Source organism: Bacillus cereus group sp. N11 (assembly GCF_016483605.1).
In the GTDB taxonomy this organism is placed as follows: Bacteria; Bacillota; Bacilli; order Bacillales; family Bacillaceae_G; genus Bacillus_A; species Bacillus_A toyonensis.
Window position 1 is genome coordinate 29,181 of the sequence record NZ_JAEHBN010000023.1, and the last position, 19,990, is coordinate 49,170.

Sequence of the window (19,990 nt, forward strand, 5' to 3'; positions counted from 1 at the left end):
GGGATTTGAATCAATATGATTCCCTGATTTTCGATTTGAATCAATATGATACTATATATATATATTGTTATGTACGGAATTATATTTTTTGCATCTGAACTGTTTATACTATTTGTAGGATTTTCTGTTTTTATGTCGAATATATCTTTAATGCAGGGAGGGACATTACATGATTATTAAAGACTATTTCATCAATCTTTCTATTTTTTCTTTATTAGTTAGCGCAGCGATATTTATTCAAGTGTTTTTGATTCATTCCAGGCGATATTTCGAAAAATTCTATGGAGGGATTATTGCAGTTACTTTGATGCTCTTTTCTTTTCCATACATGGGATTTTCCTACGATCTTCGAGTTGTTCCTCTTATTCTATCTTTTATTTACTTTGGTCGCATTGCTGGTTGGATTACACTAATTAGCATAATTATAATGCGTATCTTTTTCATTGGTGGGTATTGGGAGCCACCTGTGATTGCATATTTAAGTATGAGTGTTCTATTTTTTACTTTTAAAACATATTTTAAAAACCTTCATCCTTTTAAAAGTGCATCTTTATATTTTTCTATTTTTGTCGGAATAAAGTGGTTAGTTGGTGTATTCTTTAATACTACGTTACTTTACTCTGGAGGTTTATTATATATAGCGTTAGGACTTTTAATTGGGCTATTTCTTATGGAAGCCTACCAGAGATTGTATTATTTAACACAGGACTTATCTAAAATGAACCGGGAATTAAAAAAATCCAAGCAAGAACTTACAGATACCGTACATGAGCTTCAAGGAGGGATTTTTAAATTTAAAAAAGTGGGTAAGCACTTTATACACACTTTATGTGATGGACAGTTTTATTATCAAAAAGGATTTTACTCTGAACAGGTGGTAGGGAAAAGCTTACGGACTATTGATGCCTCTATTGTTCCACCACATTTAGTTTCACAATTGATGAAGTATTATCTTCAGGCATGGGAAGGGAAAGAAATTATATTCGAATTACCCTGGCCAGATGATAAAACAATTATTCTTATTGCACTTAGGCCGATTAAACGAAATGGACAAGTTATTGAAGTTGTTGGTTCTACAGTCGATATAACCGAAAGGAAAAAGGTAGAATCAGAATTAAGAGCTACCAAAGAATTACTAGAATCATTTATAAAGCATAATGTAGATGCTATTACCATATCTGATCGAGAAGGGCATATTTTACAAGCAAATAAAGCTTATGAAAAGATATTTGGATGGTCATTAGAAGAAATCATAGGTAAGAGATTACCTTGTGTACCAGATTTCTTAATGGAAGAATCACTCGAAAATATTCGGAAAATTCTAACAGGAGAATCCGTAGTTACTAGATTAGAAACTGTTAGACGACGTAACGATGGAAGTCTTCTTGATGTCAGTCTGACAGTTTCTCCTATATTAGACGTAAGAGGAAATGTGATAGCTTTATCTGCAATATGTAGAGACATCTCTGAAAGAAAACAAGCAGAAAGAGAGCGACATCGATTACATCAACAATTAAAAGATAGTGAAATGAAGTACCGTGCACTAATCGAACAAGCAACTGATGCAGTATATGTAGTAGAGCTGAATGAAAATTATGTTCCCAGTCGATTCATTGAGGTAAACCCTGTTGGTTGTAAAAGATTTGGATATAGTAGAGAAGAGCTGCTCTCGTTACCATTTCCAAATGTAGTACCACAAGATTCTAAAATGATTGTAAGGTTGTTAGAAAAAATTAGAGAGGGACAAACTTCCTTCACTTTACAAGATGAATATGCTTTTCCAACAGGAAAAATAATAACAACTGAGTTTAGTGTCCGTGTTTTTAACTTAAATGGTAAAAAGGTTTTCCTGAGTATTTCTCGTGATATCACTGAACGGCTAAAAACAGAAGAATTACTACGGAAATCTGAAAAACTTGCTGTCGTAGGACAATTAGCGACTGCAATGGCTCATGAAATTAATAATCCATTAACCGTAATGAAAGGGTTTATGCAATTACTAAAATCAACGGAAACTGAGAATAATCAGGGGTATATAAATATAGTATCATCAGAGATTGAGCGTATAGAAAGTATTACTAATGAATTTATGGCGGTAGCCAAACCACAGGTGGTAAAGATACAACCTAATGATATTAGTGTGCTAATGGATCAAGTTTTAATGCTACTGCAACCTCAAGCAATGATGAATAATATAAAAATTAGAATTGATTTTACACCCGGTATTCCATTGATTCCATGTGAAGGAAATCAATTAAAACAAGTATTTGTTAATATTATAAAAAATGCAATTGAATCCATGCCAACAGGAGGAGAAATTTTGATTCAATTTGATAAACTTGATAATAATCAAATAAGGATTCGCTTTATCGATCAAGGATGTGGGATTCCAAAAGAACGTATACCATACTTAGGAGAACCTTTTTACAGTATTAAGGAAGAGGGAATCGGCTTAGGATTAATGGTATGTTATAAAATTATTGAAACACACCAGGGGAAGGTATTTATTGAGAGTGAAGTGAATAAGGGAACTATAGTTGAAGTCACTCTTCCAATTTGCACACTTCAAAATTAATACATTCTTTTACTGAAATTTTATAAATTAGTAAGCAGTTAGCTTTGGCTAGCTGTTTTTTTGTATATATTGTAATCGATTCTTCATATTACGGCTTTTTAATGTTTCATATATAGATTTTAAAAACTCTGTAAGTGTTTTGTAACATTTACGAGAGACTTTTTTAACAGTTATGAGAGAGAAAAGAAAGATTTGTTATATATGATGAAATTAATCTTACTAGTAGGTGTTCTAATTGACCTAGAAACCAAGGAGGAAAAATAACAATGAAACAATTGAAGCCAGCAATTAGTGTATTAGGTAGTGTATCGATGGCACTGACTTTAGCATCTCCTGCTTTAGCAGATGTAAAACAACCGAATCCAGGAGGTACAGTTGAAATATTCAAAGAGAATGTAAATGTAAAAAAAGAAGATAAGAATTTCACGCTCGGATCTGATGGGGAAATAGGTTCACTCATTACACAAAACATTGAAATGGCAAACAACGATTGGGATAAAGATGGTATTTCTAACGACTTAGAGATGAATGGATATAAAATTGAATTCAATTCACAAACTGGAAAAAATGAAGCGAAAGCATGGGATCCCGAGAAGGATAAAGGGAAACCAAAATTTATATCGAATCCTATGAATGCAAATACGGATGGTGATCCTTTTACTGATATGTATGAGGTTGAGAATTATAACAACGATTCTGATACTAATTTCAATCCGATAGTTGCCAACATGCCGAATTTGCAAATTGGTGTCAAACGAATTGAAGTAATTCCTATTGCAACCATTACGGATAATAATGGCGGATCAGTCAGCAGAGGATGGGAAAAAAGTGTATCTACACAACATTCATTTAATGTAGGTTTAAGTGGTTCAGGTGGTGTAGAAGGCTCAGCAGCCGGTCCAGTTCCTTCCGGAAGTGTTTCAGCAAATGTGGGATACGGATATTCAAAAACAACTACGGAAACGGAGAGTTATACAAATAATTTTGATTGGTCTACTGCAACAACTGTGGATACAGCGAACGCAGCAAAATTACGGGTACATTTGGAATATAAGAATGTAGGAACAGCATCCGCTGAAAATGTTTCGCCTCATTTTAATATTCGTTTAGGAAACAAAATTATTAATACTGTAAAGGCAACACAAGATCGTTATAAAGCAAACTATTTAAGTACAGAAAAAGGTGGACGGAATAAAACAGAAGTAGTAATTGACAGTTTAGAAGGACAAGCAGATGCGAATATTGTCTTATCTTTGGATGAATTGAAAGCTGTTGAACAAGGGGAACTTCTTTCGATTGAAGTTTTACCTACAAGTACAATGGATTTATCTATTGAAAAAGGTGAAGAAATTATGCATTTGGGGGATTCAGGGAGATATGAGTCTAGAGTAAATGCAGCTACTGAACAATTAGAAACAGATATAGGAAATATACCAAAGCTTAGGGTATATACTCCTAAAGACAAATCCCTTGCTGATAAGCCAGTTTTATCCTATAACGAAGTTTTTCAACATGTAAATATAGATACGAAAAAAGTAAATCATATTGTAAACAAGGCTAAAAGTACTAATAACGTATCAGTAGTTTCAGCTAATAATGGAACTGATGCATTGAACGATTTAAAAGCGGGACAGGGAAATCGCGGTTATTTACATAAAGACTCTGTACACGGTGCTTTTGCAAAACTACAGCAACCAACATTAGTAGAAGGTAGTTTTGATTCTGTGACGCAAAAGATTAGGGCAACAATTTTACCTGGTTTATTTGGTGTGAGTAAAGAGATTCCTACTACTTATAGTAAGAAATGGAATGCTCCGTCACAAACAGTAACACTAGTTAAACGTGAGAATGGATTTACATATGAGTCTAGAGAAAATATACACCCTATTAAATCTGAAATTGCTTCGCACAGAAAAGTTACATTTGAAATCAATGACGCACACAATCTAACCCCTACACAAAAGATTGATACTGAAATTAAAGCTAATAAAGAATTTGAAGATTATGTAGTAGATAATTCAGGTGAATTTGTTACAGAAGGGGTTCCTTATACCGTAGCTTCATATGGAAATACAGCTTATTGGGGAAGTCATCATGCCGGGAATAAATGGGAGTATCTTTGGGCTGAAAAATCTAGCGATGAAAAAGTGAATGTAATTATTGAAAGAGTAGGTCAACCTAAACCTGGAAAACCAATTAAAAAGGATGAAGAGGTATTAATTAAATTTCGAAATCCTATTTATTCAGATTATGCATATTTAAAACTTCAAGATAGTTATATCCATTTAGATCAAAAACAGAATGCAAGTACTTTTAAATTTAATCATGCATATCCAAAGAATTTCACTGGATACCATAAGCAATGGAACATACTATCTAATGGTAACAAGTTAAAGGTAGGATATTTAATCGATTATATGAAATATGGTAATGGAGAGAATGGGACTGATACTATAGCATGGAATCTATCAAGAGTTCAGTAATCGGTAACAGTTCTGTTGCTAAGTTTGAAAAGAGAACCGGAAATGAATTGAATCCGAAAAGTTAGATACAATAATTTAGGTTACTAATAAGGAATGAGTTCGATGTTGAATCGGACTCATTCCTTTTAATTTATATAATTTAGTAACTACTATTTTAAATGCCTATCTAGTCATATAAGTAATCAAATGTTAAGATTACTATCTGTATTACAAAATTTATTTTCTGAATTTTCATTGGATAATAGAAACAATAAATTTTGTGTTATTGGTGAAAAAGAAGTGAGGATAGTATATGAAGAAAAGAATTTTAATTGTAGAAGATGAAGAAAATATTCGAGAAGTATGCAAACGGTATTTAGAAAGAGAAGAATATGAAGTTTATACCGCTGTAAATGGTAAAGAAGGTTGGGATTTATTTCTTACACATCAACCAGATTTAATTATATTAGATTTGATGATGCCAAAAAAAGATGGATGGGAATTATGCGAGGAAATTCGTCAACAGTCAAATGTCCCTATTATTATGTTAACTGCTAAGGGAGAGGAAAGGGATCGAATTTTAGGCTTAACAATGGGGGCAGATGATTATTTAACAAAGCCATTTTCCCCTCGTGAATTAGTATTAAGGGTTCAAATTATACTAAGAAGAGGAAGCCATGTACCAATACAAGCGAAAGAATCTCTATTGGAAGTGATAGAGTTTCCAGATTTAAAAATATATCCAAAGACAAGATATGTACTTGTTTGTGATAAGGAAGTGGAGTTAACGGTGAAAGAGTTTGAGGTACTTTATCTCATGGCAAAGCATCCAAAACAAGTATTTTCTCGCTCGCAGCTTCTTGAATTAATTTGGGATTTTGGACATGAAGGGGCATCAAACACAGTTACCGTGTTAGTGAGTCGTTTACGTGAAAAGCTCGAAAAGCATACGCTAAAGAATCGTTGGATTCATACGGTTTGGGGTATAGGATATCGCTTTGAGCCAAATGGAGGAAATGAAACATGAGATTACGTATTCAATTGTTACTCATGAATCTATTAAGTACCAGTATTATGGTAATTGCTATATGGTATAGTGAGACGAAAATGTTACTTGAACCGGAACAAACGCGGTTATTAACAGTAATTGCATTTGTGGCATTCATTATTTCAACGTTTATTTATTGGTTAATGACACGTCCTATCATGAAATCTATACAAAATTTAATAAAATTGACGAAACAATTTAGTGATAGACACTTTGAAACGATGTATATAATTGGGCAAGAACCACGTGAGTTTAAAGAATTGGCAACAGCCTTTCAACAGATGGCAAAAAAATTAGAAGAAGGGTTTACTAAGTTAGAGGAACAGGAAAACTCTCGTAAGGAGCTAATTACCAATATCTCACACGACTTACGAACACCTATGGCTAGCATGCAAATGATGATAGAAGCATTACAAGATAACCTGATTGAAGATCCTGAAATAAAAAAGCAATACTTGGCAACGGTTTTAAAAGAAATAGAAAGATTAAATGGATTAATCAACGACTTATTTGATCTTTCAAAGTTAGAGTTTGAGCAAGTAGATTTTCACCCAAGTTTTACACATTTAGATAAAGTTCTATTAGATGTATTAGAGTCACATTCTGTCTTATTAGGAGACAAACAAATCCATGTGCAATTGGATGTCCCTGATACATTACCTCGACTCTTGATTATGCCTTGTAAAATTGAAAGGGTCATAGGTAATTTATTACATAATGCAATTCGATATTCTCCTATCTCTGGAACAATTGAATTGACTGTAGTGGAAAATAAATCAACTCAACAGGTCCAATTCACTATGCGGGATGAAGGAATGGGAATTTCTCCAAATGATCAATTACGTGTATTTGAACGTTTTTTTAGAACAGATCGATCAAGAAGTTCACAATCTGGAGGTTCCGGACTTGGATTAGCTATTGCAAAATCATTAATTGAAATGCACAAAGGGGAAATTGGTGTAAGGAATCGCGCAGATGGTAAGCAGGGAAGTGAATTTTGGTTCACTCTTCCCATCACATCAGTAAAAAAATAAGATGGCTGAAAGACTTTTGTAACATTTACGTTAGAAAAATGAAAGACCTTCTTGTTAACATACTACTACACAGTATGTTACAGGAGGTTTTTTACTTTATGAAAAGAAAATATGTATGGCTTATAGGTGGTTTAATAATTGTATTGGGGATTTTATGGTCATTGTTCCGACCAGAGAAATTATTTATTGATAAGCACGTAAATGAATCATTGCCACAAGCAGAGATACAATCAACTGAAGTAAGGCAACAAAGTGATCGAGTAATAAGGGAAGGTCAGTTTCAAAACGGTGTCCATGAAACAACTGGAACGGCAAAAATTCACCAATTAGCGGATGGAAAACGTGTTTTACGACTTTCTAATTTTGCAACATCAAATGGGCCAGATGTACGAGTTGTATTAGTTCCTACAAATCGTTTGAAAAATAATGAAGACGTAAAAAACTATCAGTATATTGAATTAGGAAAATTAAAGGGAAATAAAGGAGACCAAAACTACGAAATTCCTGAAGGGATAGATGTAAGTGAATATGGTTCGGTTTCTGTTTGGTGTAAAAGATTTAATGAAAACTTTGGTGCGGTTTATTTTAATAATTAAATATGAATTTAAAATTCCCTCTTACAGGCGAAATTCATATGGGTTATGGTAAAAGCTGCAGCGGACTTAGTTGCTAAGAAGGGCACTCATAAGAGTGTCTTTTTCATATTTCTCAATTTTTGTATATTTTAGTGCAATTGGACGTTTACGAAGAGATTTTATTCGTGCATAAATAATTTTAAGAGTATGCCAGGAAATCTTTGATTTATCAAGAAAAATTAAATTTAAAATGTATTATATACAGAAGCCACTTGAGGGGTGTTAAGATGCCAAATTTCTCATTTTGAGGTAGTTGCTTTTCATAGCTAGATGACTATGTATCGGTACCCCATAAGAAAAAGGCAGAAACATATCAAATATGTTCCTGCCTTTTTCTTATGTTTAACATGTATAACCTAAATATAAATGTATTGAGGTCTTCTTTATTTATTATTTTTTAAACCGCAAATGAACAAACTTCAACATCTTTATTGCGTTTACAATTCGCATCATAATACGTGTACTACCATCCCAATCTTTATTTGTAGGTATACCTTTAAAGAAAGGGGAGCAGCTTAATACTTTTATGGAAGAAGACCATTTTTCTATTGATTTTGGATTGTTTACATAAAAATACATCATCGCGCCGTTATTGCCAGATTTTTTTACAGTTGCATTCGAAAGGTTCAGTGCGAATTTTGATTCAGCATCAAAATATAGCTCTCCTCCAGGAAAACGTTTTGACATAGCAACTATGATCTCTTTTAAATCTTCTTCTTTAAAGTAATAAAATACACCTGCTGATATAAAAAGAATACCGTCGTTTGGATCATATCTTATATCGTCAAACCAAGAAGTATCAAAAAATGATTTAGTGATGCTAATATTCCTAGGTGTATCGTCAATTAAAGTCTTGCGAAAAGAGATTGCATCGGGTAAATCAAGGTTATACCAATGTATTGTACCGTTATCAATTCTTGAAAAAGTAGTATCTAGTCCTGAACCGATATTTACTATAGTGGCGTTCGGGTGTTTTGCTATAAATTGTTTTATCGCATCATCAATTTTTCGTGCACGGGTAATGTATGTGATACATCCGTATTCGCCAAATGTATTTGCTATTGTTGAGAAGTCAAAATCGCATTCTTTAATTATTCGAATAGCCTCTGTATCATCTAAAATATCCTTATTTTTCTCACTGCCATATGCTCGTCCCCATAGGGGAATAAGCATCGTACCTTGTACTGATTGTAAATCTAACTCTTTAACCATGAAACATCCTCCGTTTAATCATAAACAATATATTTAGTCGTTATGTAACATTTTTGAGAGCATTGTATTTGTTTTATATAGTCCGTAAGTTAAATCCCGCCTATCTTCTTCAGATAACTTTTCGAGGTTTACTGTGAAATTTTTATAAATTTGTTTCCATCTCTCATAATGTACCTTTTCAGCCTTTTCTGTCAGAGAAATTAATACAGCTCTTTTGTCTACCGTATCTTGTTTTTTTACAATATAGCCGTTTAGTTCTAAATTACGTACAGTTACACTTAATTGTTGCTTAGGAATGTTTAAATAATTAGCAATCATCTTTGAATTTACAGGTACTTTTTGCTGGGCGAGATACTCCACTACGTGTTGTTCTAAATGTGTAAATTCAGAGGATTTTTCTGATAGAAATTTGAAAGTACCTGACATATTTAATAATAAATTCATGTATTCGTTTAATAATTCTTTATGGGACATTATTTTCGCTTCCTTTTTGGATTTAGTCATTATTTTATTACTAATTTAGCTATAAATCAAATATTTAAACTTATTATAGTAAATTAACATTTACTAATTTGTTATTTTGAGATTATGTGGACTAAAGCAGAGGAGGAGGAGAATTGATTTTAGAAAAGGCGAATATGGCTAAAATTAAAATATTACTAAATATACGTAACTAATGAATGTAATGTCTTTTTCAGTTATTATGTTGTAAATAATTTTATGATAAAATCTTTTACATAATGAAATAAAGGGGTAGTATTCTATGGGTTATTTCTCAAATGGTTTATTAGTTTTGTTTGTTCTTATCGTCTGTAGCTGTATGATTTTTGGTTGATAATATAATAATAGATTTTTATAAAAGAAGTTAACTGAGGTGAGGTTAACTTCTTTTTATTTTATGTTGAGTAGGAATTTTATTATTTTTATGGAAGTTTATTTAAATTAATTTCATATTAATAAGGGGAATTTTATAAAATACAAACAAACGAAGGAATAAGGAGTATTTACATGAATAATAGAATGAATTACACAATTAAACACCCAACAGATTTCAATGGATTATTAAGCTTATATGAATCTTTAGAATGGAATTCTCTTAATTTAACGCTGAATGAATTGGAACAAATGTGTAAACAAAGTTGGTATGTAATTTATGCTTTTGATGATAAAGAGTTAGTTGGGATGGGGCGTATTATATCAGATGGTGTAATAACAGGCGTTATTTGCGGTGTATGTGTATTGCCAAAATATCAGTCCATTGGCATTGGAAAAGAAATAGTGGAACGATTAATCCAGCACTGTGAACAAAACAAAGTTATTCCCCAACTTATGTGTGTGGAAAAATTGCAATCTTACTATGAATCTATAGGGTTTGAGGTATTCTCTGTTGGGATGACAAAACATCTTAAAAGATAGCGGCGCTTTATATTTTCAGTTTACTCGTACATATTTTCAAACTTCAGTATAAAGGAGAATTGCTGTATGGAGATTGCTAAAGGAGTAGAAATGTTACAACTTGAATTTCAAGGATTTATTATTCACCCAATTCTTTTATGGGATGATGAAATGGCAGTATTAATAGATACTGGCTTCCCTGGACAAATTGAAGATATACAAGTAGAGATGGAGAGAGTTGGCGTATCGTTTGATAAATTAAAAGCCGTGATTTTAACGCATCAGGATATAGATCATATAGGTAGTCTTCCAAAGTTGTTGCAGAATTACGGAAGTAATATTAAAGTTTATGCGCACGAGCTAGATAAGCCATATATTGAAGGAGATTTACCTTTATTGAAAGGTGGAAATGTAGAGAATCCACCAAAAGGAAAAGTGAGTGATACTGTGATTGATGGACAAGAACTTCCGTATTGCGGTGGCATACTAATTCTCCATACGCCAGGACACACGCCGGGTCATATTAGTTTATATTTGAAACAAAGTAAAACTCTTATCGCTGGGGATTCAATGTATAGTGCAAATGGAATGTTAGGAGGAATTCATGCTCCAACTACTTTGGATGTTCAGGAAGCACAACAGTCTTTGAAGAAGTATTTAAATCTAGATATTGAATCCGTAGTTTGTTACCATGGGGGATTAAGTAAAGGGAATATAAATGCACAAATTCAAAATTTGTAAATAAAAATTTTGAATTTGTGCTAAAGAATAATCTAATTGTATGTATATAAATAAAACACGTAATTGATAAAAGAGCATGTTTGAGAAAAATTCAAATATGCTCTTTTATTAAAGGGAATTTATTTAATACGAATGACCTAACCCGTTCCAATAAAAAGAAACGATTTCTTGTGCTAACTCATCTATATTTGCAAGAATAGGATTGTGATTTTCATCCTTAAAATTCCCAATTGATAATAAAGATACGAAAGCATGGGCAGCAAATTTAGGATTGCCTTTACTTATTTCTCCAAGTTGCATCGCGTTATGAAGTGCTTTTTCCAACACTTCATACATGTTATCTTCGGCATTTTTTAATTCTTTCAACTGCTCTTCAGATAAAGAGTGTTTTGCATCTTTCATAAAGTTCTTCATGTCAATATCCATCGTTGCGTGTAAGTATACTGTAGCGAAGTCTAACAACCTTTCTTCCAAAGTTTTATTCGTGGAAAGTATTTGATCCATATTCTCTCTTATACGTATCATCATTTGAATCATAGTAGCGGTAAATAAATCAGCTTTTGTAGAATAGTAATAGTAGACGGTTGCTTTCGTAACACCGCATTCTTTCGCGACCTCATCCATGGAAACGACTTGATAATTTTGAGTAAGAAATAATCGAGTTGCAACTTCTAAAATTATTTCTTTTGTAGATTTTGTATTTTTATTTTGACGAGGTCTTCCGAGAGGACGTTGTTTTTGTTCCAAATACATTCGCTCCTGACATTTATTATTGAGATAATTATAACATAATTTTTAATCTTTCTTGATTAATTAACTGACCAGTATATATAATTAATATTGGAGGAAAAAAGGAAGGTGGGTTTTTATGAAAAAGCACCCGTTACATATGTTAGGGAGGATTGTAGCAGGGAAGAATACGCAATGGATAACTTTATCAGTTTGGATTCTTATTACATTAGTACTTTCATTTACGTTGCCACAAGTAAATAGTACGAAAGAACCAAATCCGAAAAATTTACCTGAAACAGCTATGTCACAGCAAGCGGAAGAACTTATGAAAAAAGAGTTTCCTAATAATGCAGGAAATCCGTTGTTAGTAGTATGGCATAGAGATGGTGGATTACAGTCAAAAGACTATAAACTCATACAGGACGTTTATAAAGAGTTAAAAGCTAGCCCTTTAAAAGAACAATCAACGTTACCACCATTTGATACAATTCCAGAGCAAGTATTATCAAAAAGTGCATCAAAAGATGGTACATCATTTGTCACACCGATATTCTTTAATAAATCAGCTGGTACGGATATATTAAAAGGAAATCTTGAAGATGTAAGAATACTAGTGAATAGTAAGGTGGATGTTGATCCATTTAAACAAAAAATAACGGACTCTGGTTTACATGTTCGATTATCTGGCCCTGTAGGTATTCAAACAGATGCTGTTAGTTTATTTAGTCAAGCTGATGTGAAATTATTAGTCGCTACTGTACTATTAGTATTGGTCTTATTAATTTTACTTTACCGTTCACCAATTTTAGCAATTTTACCTTTACTTGTTGTTGGCTTTGCATACGGTATTATTAGTCCTACACTTGGTTTTTTAGCTGATCATGGGTGGATTAAAGTAGATGCCCAAGCGATATCAATCATGACCGTATTATTGTTTGGCGCGGGTACAGACTATTGTCTATTTTTAATTTCAAGATATAGAGAGTACTTGTTAGAAGAAGAAAGTAAATATAAAGCGCTGCAACTTGCGATTAAAGCATCTGGCGGGGCAATTATAATGAGTGCATTAACTGTCGTACTTGGATTAGGAACATTATTACTTGCTCATTACGGCGCCTTTCATCGATTTGCAGTACCATTCAGTGTTGCTGTATTCATAATGGGGGGTGCTGCTTTAACAATTCTTCCTGCATTTTTATTAATTTTCGGCAGAGCTGCATTCTTTCCGTTTATACCAAGAACAATTGCGATGAATGAGGAATTTGCAAGAAAGAAACAGAAAGTAATAAAAGTTAAAAAATCAAAAGGCTCTTTTAGTAATAAAATTGGAGATATTGTAGTACGAAGACCGTGGACAATAATTATGCTAACTGTGTTTGTATTAGGTGGATTAGCTTCATTCGTACCACGTATTCAATACACATATGACCTTTTAGAATCGTTTCCGAAGGATATGCCTTCACGTGAAGGGTTTACGTTAATTAGTGATCATTTTTCAGCTGGGGAACTAGCGCCAGTAAAAATTGTTGTTAATACGAAAGGAAAAGAGCTTCCAATTAAGCAAGAGATTGAGAAATTTTCTTTTGTAAATACAGTGAAAGAGCCAAAAGAGGGAAAAGAAAATAAACAAATACAAATGTATGAAATTTCTTTAGCGGAAAATCCGTACTCTATTGAAGCGCTAGATCAAATCCCTAAATTGAAAAATAGTGTAGAAAAAGTATTAAAAGATGCGGGGATTAATGATGTTGAAGATCAATTGTGGATTGGTGGAGAAACAGCGTCACTATATGACACAAAACAAATTACGGAACGTGATGAAGCAGTTATTATTCCAGTAATGATTAGTATTATAGCTTTACTATTACTTGTCTACTTACGATCAATTGTAGCGATGATTTATTTAATAGTAACAGTTGTTTTATCATTCTTCTCTGCATTAGGAGCAGGATGGATATTACTTCACTTTGGTATGGGAGCGCCGGCAATACAAGGGGCGATACCGCTATACGCATTCGTATTTTTAGTTGCTTTAGGTGAAGATTATAATATCTTTATGGTTTCAGAAATATGGAAGAACAGAAAGACTCAAAATCACTTGGATGCAGTAAAAAATGGTGTTATACAAACAGGAAGTGTCATTACATCCGCAGGTTTAATTTTAGCAGGAACTTTTGCGGTGTTAGGTACGTTACCAATTCAAGTTTTAGTTCAATTTGGTATTGTGACCGCAATTGGAGTTTTACTTGATACGTTTATCGTAAGACCGTTACTTGTACCGGCAATTACAGTTGTGTTAGGCCGATTTGCTTTTTGGCCAGGTAAACTTTCAAGAAAGAGTGAAGAAATACAAAAGGTGGATGCATAGTTAAAAAAGCCAAGGATATTTTCCTTGGCTTTTTTCAATGTAGTTCATTAATTTTTTGAAGTCAAATCATCAGCTGCAGCGTGATCAGCATCTTCAATTGTTGTTTCGGGCATTCCGTATAAGCCGTTCATTGCTTGTTCTTCGCTAGTTAGATTTGCAGTATTATTATTGTGAATAGATGTAGTGTTTTCGATAACGTTTAATTTTTTATTTTCATTTTTATCATGCATGTTTGAATCCTCCAAACGTCATTTAATTTATCCCGCATTAACGGGCAGTAAGATCTCCACCTCAAAATTCGGCAAAAACAAAGAAGGGTAGGTGGGGATCAACTGCCCCCACTGATTAAAGTTTCACATTATTAATAGTATGTGAATGGATTGCAAGAAATATGTGAATGGATTTTTGTAAATGTTATATAATTAAATAAAAACGTGAGTATAAATGTAAACTATAAGGAGTGAACAAGTGTGGTGAAAACAAGGAAATTAGCCTTCTAAAATAAAAATGAAATTTTAGGAGGCTAATGAAATGAAGTTTCATGTAATTGACAGAGAAAATTGGAATAGAGAGCAGTATTTTGAACATTATTTAAAATTAAAGTGTTCGTTTAGTATGACAGCGAATGTTGATATTACGATGATGCTAGAGAAAATACATCAAAAGGAAATAAAATTTTATCCGACTTTTATTTATATAATTTCTAGAATGATAAATAAACATAAAGAATTTCGGACATGTTTTAATGATGAAGGAGTTTTAGGGTATTGGGAGGAAATGATACCTAGTTATACAATCTTTCATAAAGGTGATAAATCTTTTTCAAGTATATAGACGGATTATTCTAGTGATTTCCACATTTTCTATAAAAACTATGAAGAGGATATGAAATGTTTTGCTAATGTTCATGGTCTCTTCCCGAAAGAAAATATTCCGCCAAATGTTTATCCGATTTCTGGGATACCTTGGACTAGTTTTACAGGATTTAATTTAAATATTAATAATGATGGTGATTTTCTATTACCAATTATAACTTGCGGAAAATATTTCAATGATGGAAGCAAGGTAATGCTACCTTTTTCATTGCAAGTACATCATGCGGTTTGTGATGGATATCATGCGAGTCGTTTTATAGAGGATTTACAGGAACTAGTTAATACATGTAACGAGTGGCTTTAAGTAATATCAAATTTTTAATTATATAAAATTGAAAATGAATAGGCGTAAAATAAAAAGAAGAGAACATGTGTATATTACATGTTCTCTTCCTTTTATTCATTCATTCATACTAAGTAACAGTGGAAAATATAGGTTGATTTGTAGTTTAATAGTAGAGAGAGTGATTGATTTTAATTTTCTTTATTTTATAACTATATAGATTACAAAAGTTATGAGATTGTAACGATGAAGGGGAACATAAAAATGACAATAATATTTATAGAAAAAGCTACAATTTTAGATGCTGAAAAGTTAACAGAAATAATGAAAAGAACATTTGACGAAGAAGCGAAGCGGTGGTTATGCGGCCAAGATGATGTAATTGATTATAACATTCAACCGCCAGGATATTCTTCAGTTGAAATGATGAGATATTCAATTGAAGAATTGGATTCTTACAAAGTGATAATGGATGAAAAAATAATCGGGGGAATTATAGTTACGATCTCTGGTAAATCGTACGGAAGAATCGATCGTATTTTTGTAGAGCCTTTTCTTCAAGGAAAAGGAATTGGATCAAGGATTATTAAGTTAATAGAAGAAAAATTTCCGAACATAAGGATTTGGGATCTTGAAACATCTAGTAGACAAGTTAATAATCATCATTTTTATAAAAAAATGGGCTATGAAATCATTTTTAAATCTGAAGATGAGTATTGCTATGTAAAAAGAAAAAATGTAGGTGCAGGTGAAGAGAACTTAATTAAAAATAAAGATATGAAAAATGGTCAATACGAAAACTGTAATTTGGTTCATACAGAATATTATCAAGTAAATTTAAAAAATAGTGCATTTGTTGGTAGTAATATAATGCATTTGAATATGAGTAATTGTAATGTAAGTCAATCAAAGTTTAGGAATATAAACTTTAGAAGCTCTTCATATGCAGATTTAAATCTTTCTAGTAGTACATTTAATTTGGTGACATTAGGTGGAGTGCAATTCAAAAATACAAGTCTTGGAGATGAGAAGGAACCTCTTTCATTTGAAAACTGTGATTTGGAGGGTAGTACAATACATAATAGTAACCTGAAAAATATTGAAATAGTAAATTGTGATGTAACTGGTATGAAGATAAACGGTATTCCAATAGAGAATTTGCTTGAGTTATATAATAAGATGAAAATATAAAGCATATCGGGGTTGTTAGGATAAGAAGTTTGGAAACTAAGTGTTATACCGAAATAATTATGTAGAAATAACATAAAGAAATACAAGTGAGGAAGGATTTAATATAGGTTTCTAGAATGATAAATATATTGTTATTTATATGAAGGGGGGAGGAATATGGGAATCAACATACGAGCAGTAGAAATACAAGATGCTAGAGCAATTCATCGTATATGTATACAGGATGAGGTTTTGCCTTATATGGTTTTCTTACCTAGCATGCGTGTAGACGCTATGGAAAATAGAATTCGAAACTTAGCGCCAAATCAATTTGAATTTGTTGCAGAGTATGACGGGGAAGTAGTAGGGTTTATTGGCTTAACACAAAGTCCGGGACGAAGATCTCATTCAGGCGATTTATTTATTGGGGTAGACAGTGAATATCATAATAAAGGTATTGGCAAAGCACTTCTTACAAAAATGCTTGATTTAGCTGATAATTGGTTAATGTTAGAGAGAGTAGAACTTGGTGTATTAGAAACGAATCCGAAAGCAAAAGATTTATATGAAAAATTTGGGTTTGTAGTAGAAGGGGTAAAGGTAGGGAATTTAAAGGCTCACGGAAAGTTTATAAATGAAATTATGATGAGTCGTTTTAGACCTGATGGTTTAATTGTACATAATTAATATGTAAAAGCATGACAAATCAATGTCATGCTTTTTTAATTGTCATTTGCGATTCGCTAGTTTCGGTTGTAATAAAAATAATGTTAATCCAATGAAAATAATTGAAATTCCTAGTGCTTGTTGTAAAGTAATGGTTTCACTCAAAATAAAATATGCTAGAACACAAGTACCAATTGTTTCACCTAAAATACTCATTGAAATAACAGTAGCGCTCATCCATTTTAATAACCAATTGAATATCGTTTGTCCTAAAATCGTTGCAATGAAAGCTAGTCCAATAAAGGACAACCAAGTTTGTGTAGCGTAATGAATGAAAGATTGTTGCTGCATATAAGCAAATATACCGAGAAAGCATGCGCTACTTCCATAACTAATTACCGAATATGGTATAAGAGATAAATCTTTACGAATGTGTTGACTAATGAAAAAGTAAGCTGTAATAATGCCGGCCGCCATAAATGCTAAAATATCTCCGTATAAAGCGTCGCCACTAATTTGGAAATCTTGCCAACCGATGACGATACTTCCTGAAATGGCAATGAAGCAACCGATAACCGCTCCTTTCGTAAATCTCTCTTTAAATAAAAAGTAACCACCAATCATTGAAAATAAAGGTTGTAACGTTACGATAACTGTAGAACTTGCTACGGAAGTATATTGTAAGGATCCAAACCATAGTACATAATGTGCAGCTAAAAATAGCCCGGATAGAAATCCAAATCCCCATTGTTTTTTCGATAATGTTTTTAGTTCGTTTCGATTCCTTTTATTAAATAGTAATAACGGTAACAGAATTACTGTAGCAAATAATAATCGATAAAAAGCAATAATTGCCGCAGGAGCATCTGCCATTTTCACAAAAATTGCTGAAGTTGATAAGGCGAATACACCGAAAAATAAGATGAAATATGAAAAAATAGGTGATTTCAAAGTCTGTCCCTCCGATAGAATGTTTATTATAATATACTTAATGCGATATAATGTACGAAGGTAAGTATATAAGTCTCGGGGACGATAGAAAAGGATTATTTGCCCTTGTTTAGTAAGTCAGCACAAAGGGAATGAATCATACATTATGATGGACGAAAGGGAGTAGTTATTTTGATTCACTATCGACTTGGACAAACTGTTTTAAGTTATCGTAAGAAAAATAATATGACAATTCGTGAGTTTGCTGAGTATGCAGGGATTAGTACGTCACTGATTAGCCAAATTGAAAGAGGACATGCTAATCCTTCTTTAAATGTATTGGAATTAATTGCGAAAGCATTAAATGTGCCGCTATTTACACTTTTTATTAATGATATTGATACAGACTCACTCATTTCTAAGAAAAAAGATCGAAAAAAAGTATATCGGGAAAATAATGATCACATTGTATATGATGTATTAACACCTGATTTTATGAAAGCACGTATTGAAATGTTAATGATGGATTTAAATAAAAAAGCAAACACAACGGAAAGTCACTATTCACATGAAGATAAGGAAGAGATTGCGGTTGTCATGAAAGGAGAAGTGTATGTGGAATTAGAAGGAAAAGAATATTTTTTAGAAGAAGGTGATGTTGTACGTATCCCACCAAACGTGAAGCATCGATTTTTGAATAAAAGTGATGAATCGAATCACATTTTATTTGTATTAACGCCATCTTTAGGATGAATATAAAGTGAGTTTTATTATGGGGGATAGAAAATGGAAAATAAAAGTGTGTTAAAAGGCGGCCTTTCAATTATTTCTCAATGCAAAAAACAAACAAAGGATATTTGGCATGCACATTACGGGGCAGCTGCAATTGCTAGTTATTTTTTCATGAAGGATAATAATATTGAAGAAGAGATAGCTCGTAATATGCATTCTCATACAAAAATGATGCTGAACAAGAAAAACTTAGATGAAATCATCGATAGTAAAGAAGAAATTGATTTTCAAATTGCTGAAAAAAAGATAATAAAATCATTGGAATATACAATTGATGAACTTCATTGGGTGGGGCATAACGTCATTTATGCGGCATTAAGTTTATTAGCTATGAAAGAGCTACAAAAATGGGGAAATAATCAAGCGATAGAAGGGATAACAGATCTTATATTATCATTTCAAAAAACAATTCCTGGTAGATCGTGGATTGGTTTTACGACGAAAGAAGTTAAACAATTAAGTATATATGACGAGATACAAAGTGAATTAAGAAATCCAAAACAATTATCTAAGTTTATTTTAAATGAACTATCGGAGTTTAAGGTTATTTATAGAGCAGAATCACATCATGATTTAATTGGCCATATGCTTACTTTTTCCCACGCAATTAATATAATGTATGATTTAGGACATAAAGATGTATTTCAACGAGGGATACGTCCGCTTTTAAAACTAGTATACGTACTGCGTGCTAGTAAAAAACTTATGCTGAATACTGAAATAAATCTACATTCTCCTATAGATCATTTGCCTTTAATTGAATCTAAACGTGCTCACGTATTACCAACTGAAAATCAATTTTGGCTAAAGGACTATAGTGAATTTGATTGGGATTTTGGACATGTTTTCAAATTCTCATATAGTTATTTTGATCATATAAAGAGAGCTCCGGAATATAAAGGTATAACCTTAGAACAATTCCGGTATGTTATTCATTCGTAATGAATTTTAATAATCTGTAAAAAGGGAGGATATAAGTTTCTTTTTTTGTTAGTAGTATATTGTTTTTTCAAATATGTAAGATTTTACATGCGTATTTTACTTTTACTAATTATGTAAGTAGGCTATACTA

At 32.4% G+C, this 19,990-nt stretch carries 17 protein-coding genes and 1 pseudogene; 13 read left to right on the plus strand and 5 right to left on the minus strand.

The window, feature by feature from the left end:
• Nucleotides 1-169 precede the first annotated feature (169 nt).
• The 5 genes from JDS98_RS26105 to JDS98_RS26125 all read left to right on the plus strand — a co-directional run bounded on the left by JDS98_RS26105 (nt 170) and on the right by JDS98_RS26125 (nt 7,715).
• Nucleotides 170-2,575: a PAS domain S-box protein gene (locus tag JDS98_RS26105; RefSeq protein ID WP_199634490.1), complete on the plus strand. Its 2,406-nt coding sequence runs from the start codon at nt 170-172 to the stop codon at nt 2,573-2,575.
• A 266-nt stretch (nt 2,576-2,841) separates the two neighbouring features.
• A complete protein-coding gene (locus tag JDS98_RS26110) occupies nt 2,842-5,058 on the plus strand; it encodes a binary toxin-like calcium binding domain-containing protein (RefSeq protein WP_098711900.1) in 2,217 nt (738 codons plus the stop codon).
• Between the two features lie 292 nt (nt 5,059-5,350).
• Nucleotides 5,351-6,064, plus strand: a complete 714-nt coding sequence (locus tag JDS98_RS26115; protein ID WP_098711901.1) for a response regulator transcription factor — start codon at nt 5,351-5,353, stop codon at nt 6,062-6,064.
• The gene (locus tag JDS98_RS26120; protein ID WP_033660541.1) at nt 6,061-7,119 is read left to right on the plus strand and encodes a sensor histidine kinase; all 1,059 of its coding nucleotides are present in this window, start codon (nt 6,061-6,063) and stop codon (nt 7,117-7,119) included. Before JDS98_RS26115 ends, JDS98_RS26120 begins: the two co-directional genes overlap by 4 nt.
• Before the next feature lie 98 nt (nt 7,120-7,217).
• Nucleotides 7,218-7,715 (plus strand): DM13 domain-containing protein, encoded by a 498-nt coding sequence (locus JDS98_RS26125; RefSeq protein WP_000824733.1) that lies wholly within the window; start codon nt 7,218-7,220, stop codon nt 7,713-7,715.
• A 429-nt stretch (nt 7,716-8,144) separates the two neighbouring features.
• Here the strand turns inward: JDS98_RS26125 and JDS98_RS26130 are convergent, their stop codons facing one another.
• Together JDS98_RS26130 and JDS98_RS26135 are read right to left on the minus strand one after the other, a co-directional pair.
• The gene (locus JDS98_RS26130) at nt 8,145-8,966 is read right to left on the minus strand and encodes a class I SAM-dependent methyltransferase (protein WP_098711902.1); all 822 of its coding nucleotides are present in this window, start codon (nt 8,964-8,966) and stop codon (nt 8,145-8,147) included.
• A 33-nt stretch (nt 8,967-8,999) separates the two neighbouring features.
• Nucleotides 9,000-9,440, minus strand: a complete 441-nt coding sequence (locus tag JDS98_RS26135) for a MarR family winged helix-turn-helix transcriptional regulator (protein ID WP_098711903.1) — start codon at nt 9,438-9,440, stop codon at nt 9,000-9,002.
• Between the two features lie 534 nt (nt 9,441-9,974).
• Between JDS98_RS26135 and JDS98_RS26140 the strand changes: the two genes are divergently transcribed.
• A complete protein-coding gene (locus tag JDS98_RS26140; protein WP_098711904.1) occupies nt 9,975-10,382 on the plus strand; it encodes a GNAT family N-acetyltransferase in 408 nt (135 codons plus the stop codon).
• Between the two features lie 66 nt (nt 10,383-10,448).
• The gene (locus JDS98_RS26145; RefSeq protein WP_098711905.1) at nt 10,449-11,102 is read left to right on the plus strand and encodes an MBL fold metallo-hydrolase; all 654 of its coding nucleotides are present in this window, start codon (nt 10,449-10,451) and stop codon (nt 11,100-11,102) included.
• 123 nt (nt 11,103-11,225) lie between these two features.
• Here the strand turns inward: JDS98_RS26145 and JDS98_RS26150 are convergent, their stop codons facing one another.
• Nucleotides 11,226-11,849, minus strand: a complete 624-nt coding sequence (locus JDS98_RS26150) for a TetR/AcrR family transcriptional regulator (RefSeq protein WP_000436003.1) — start codon at nt 11,847-11,849, stop codon at nt 11,226-11,228.
• A gap of 121 nt (nt 11,850-11,970) precedes the next feature.
• On the opposite strand from JDS98_RS26150, the gene JDS98_RS26155 reads away from it, so the two are divergent.
• Nucleotides 11,971-14,202, plus strand: coding sequence for an MMPL family transporter (locus JDS98_RS26155; RefSeq protein WP_199634491.1), 2,232 nt, complete (start codon nt 11,971-11,973; stop codon nt 14,200-14,202).
• Between the two features lie 47 nt (nt 14,203-14,249).
• Here JDS98_RS26155 and JDS98_RS26160 read toward each other — a convergent pair whose 3' ends face one another.
• Entirely contained in the window at nt 14,250-14,432 is a 183-nt protein-coding gene (locus JDS98_RS26160; protein ID WP_016108374.1) for a DUF4021 domain-containing protein, read from the minus strand.
• Nucleotides 14,433-14,733: 301 nt separating this feature from the next.
• Here JDS98_RS26160 and catA point away from each other — a divergent pair.
• The 3 genes and pseudogenes from catA to JDS98_RS26175 all read left to right on the plus strand — a co-directional run bounded on the left by catA (nt 14,734) and on the right by JDS98_RS26175 (nt 17,217).
• A pseudogene (gene catA, locus JDS98_RS26165) lies at nt 14,734-15,381 on the plus strand (type A chloramphenicol O-acetyltransferase).
• Between the two features lie 225 nt (nt 15,382-15,606).
• Nucleotides 15,607-16,551, plus strand: a complete 945-nt coding sequence (locus JDS98_RS26170; RefSeq protein ID WP_106080506.1) for a GNAT family N-acetyltransferase — start codon at nt 15,607-15,609, stop codon at nt 16,549-16,551.
• 156 nt (nt 16,552-16,707) lie between these two features.
• The gene (locus tag JDS98_RS26175; RefSeq protein ID WP_087971208.1) at nt 16,708-17,217 is read left to right on the plus strand and encodes a GNAT family N-acetyltransferase; all 510 of its coding nucleotides are present in this window, start codon (nt 16,708-16,710) and stop codon (nt 17,215-17,217) included.
• Between the two features lie 42 nt (nt 17,218-17,259).
• Here JDS98_RS26175 and JDS98_RS26180 read toward each other — a convergent pair whose 3' ends face one another.
• Nucleotides 17,260-18,147: a DMT family transporter gene (locus JDS98_RS26180; RefSeq protein WP_098712036.1), complete on the minus strand. Its 888-nt coding sequence runs from the start codon at nt 18,145-18,147 to the stop codon at nt 17,260-17,262.
• Between the two features lie 171 nt (nt 18,148-18,318).
• Between JDS98_RS26180 and JDS98_RS26185 the strand changes: the two genes are divergently transcribed.
• On the plus strand, nt 18,319-18,879 hold the full coding sequence (locus tag JDS98_RS26185; protein ID WP_000582249.1) for a helix-turn-helix domain-containing protein: 561 nt from the start codon (nt 18,319-18,321) through the stop codon (nt 18,877-18,879).
• 33 nt (nt 18,880-18,912) lie between these two features.
• Entirely contained in the window at nt 18,913-19,860 is a 948-nt protein-coding gene (locus JDS98_RS26190; protein WP_000428924.1) for a hypothetical protein, read from the plus strand.
• Nucleotides 19,861-19,990 lie beyond the last annotated feature (130 nt).

What these genes read in the sequence shown, in the direction of transcription:
- JDS98_RS26105 (WP_199634490.1), top strand. Translation starts at nt 170, where the DNA reads ATGATTATTAAAGACTATTTCATCAATCTTTCTATTTTTTCTTTATTA.
- JDS98_RS26110 (WP_098711900.1), top strand. Translation starts at nt 2,842, where the DNA reads ATGAAACAATTGAAGCCAGCAATTAGTGTATTAGGTAGTGTATCGATG.
- JDS98_RS26115 (WP_098711901.1), top strand. Translation starts at nt 5,351, where the DNA reads ATGAAGAAAAGAATTTTAATTGTAGAAGATGAAGAAAATATTCGAGAA.
- JDS98_RS26120 (WP_033660541.1), top strand. Translation starts at nt 6,061, where the DNA reads ATGAGATTACGTATTCAATTGTTACTCATGAATCTATTAAGTACCAGT.
- JDS98_RS26125 (WP_000824733.1), top strand. Translation starts at nt 7,218, where the DNA reads ATGAAAAGAAAATATGTATGGCTTATAGGTGGTTTAATAATTGTATTG.
- JDS98_RS26130 (WP_098711902.1), bottom strand. Translation starts at nt 8,966, where the DNA reads ATGGTTAAAGAGTTAGATTTACAATCAGTACAAGGTACGATGCTTATT.
- JDS98_RS26135 (WP_098711903.1), bottom strand. Translation starts at nt 9,440, where the DNA reads ATGTCCCATAAAGAATTATTAAACGAATACATGAATTTATTATTAAAT.
- JDS98_RS26140 (WP_098711904.1), top strand. Translation starts at nt 9,975, where the DNA reads ATGAATAATAGAATGAATTACACAATTAAACACCCAACAGATTTCAAT.
- JDS98_RS26145 (WP_098711905.1), top strand. Translation starts at nt 10,449, where the DNA reads ATGGAGATTGCTAAAGGAGTAGAAATGTTACAACTTGAATTTCAAGGA.
- JDS98_RS26155 (WP_199634491.1), top strand. Translation starts at nt 11,971, where the DNA reads ATGAAAAAGCACCCGTTACATATGTTAGGGAGGATTGTAGCAGGGAAG.
- JDS98_RS26160 (WP_016108374.1), bottom strand. Translation starts at nt 14,432, where the DNA reads ATGCATGATAAAAATGAAAATAAAAAATTAAACGTTATCGAAAACACT.
- JDS98_RS26170 (WP_106080506.1), top strand. Translation starts at nt 15,607, where the DNA reads ATGAAGGGGAACATAAAAATGACAATAATATTTATAGAAAAAGCTACA.
- JDS98_RS26175 (WP_087971208.1), top strand. Translation starts at nt 16,708, where the DNA reads ATGGGAATCAACATACGAGCAGTAGAAATACAAGATGCTAGAGCAATT.
- JDS98_RS26190 (WP_000428924.1), top strand. Translation starts at nt 18,913, where the DNA reads ATGGAAAATAAAAGTGTGTTAAAAGGCGGCCTTTCAATTATTTCTCAA.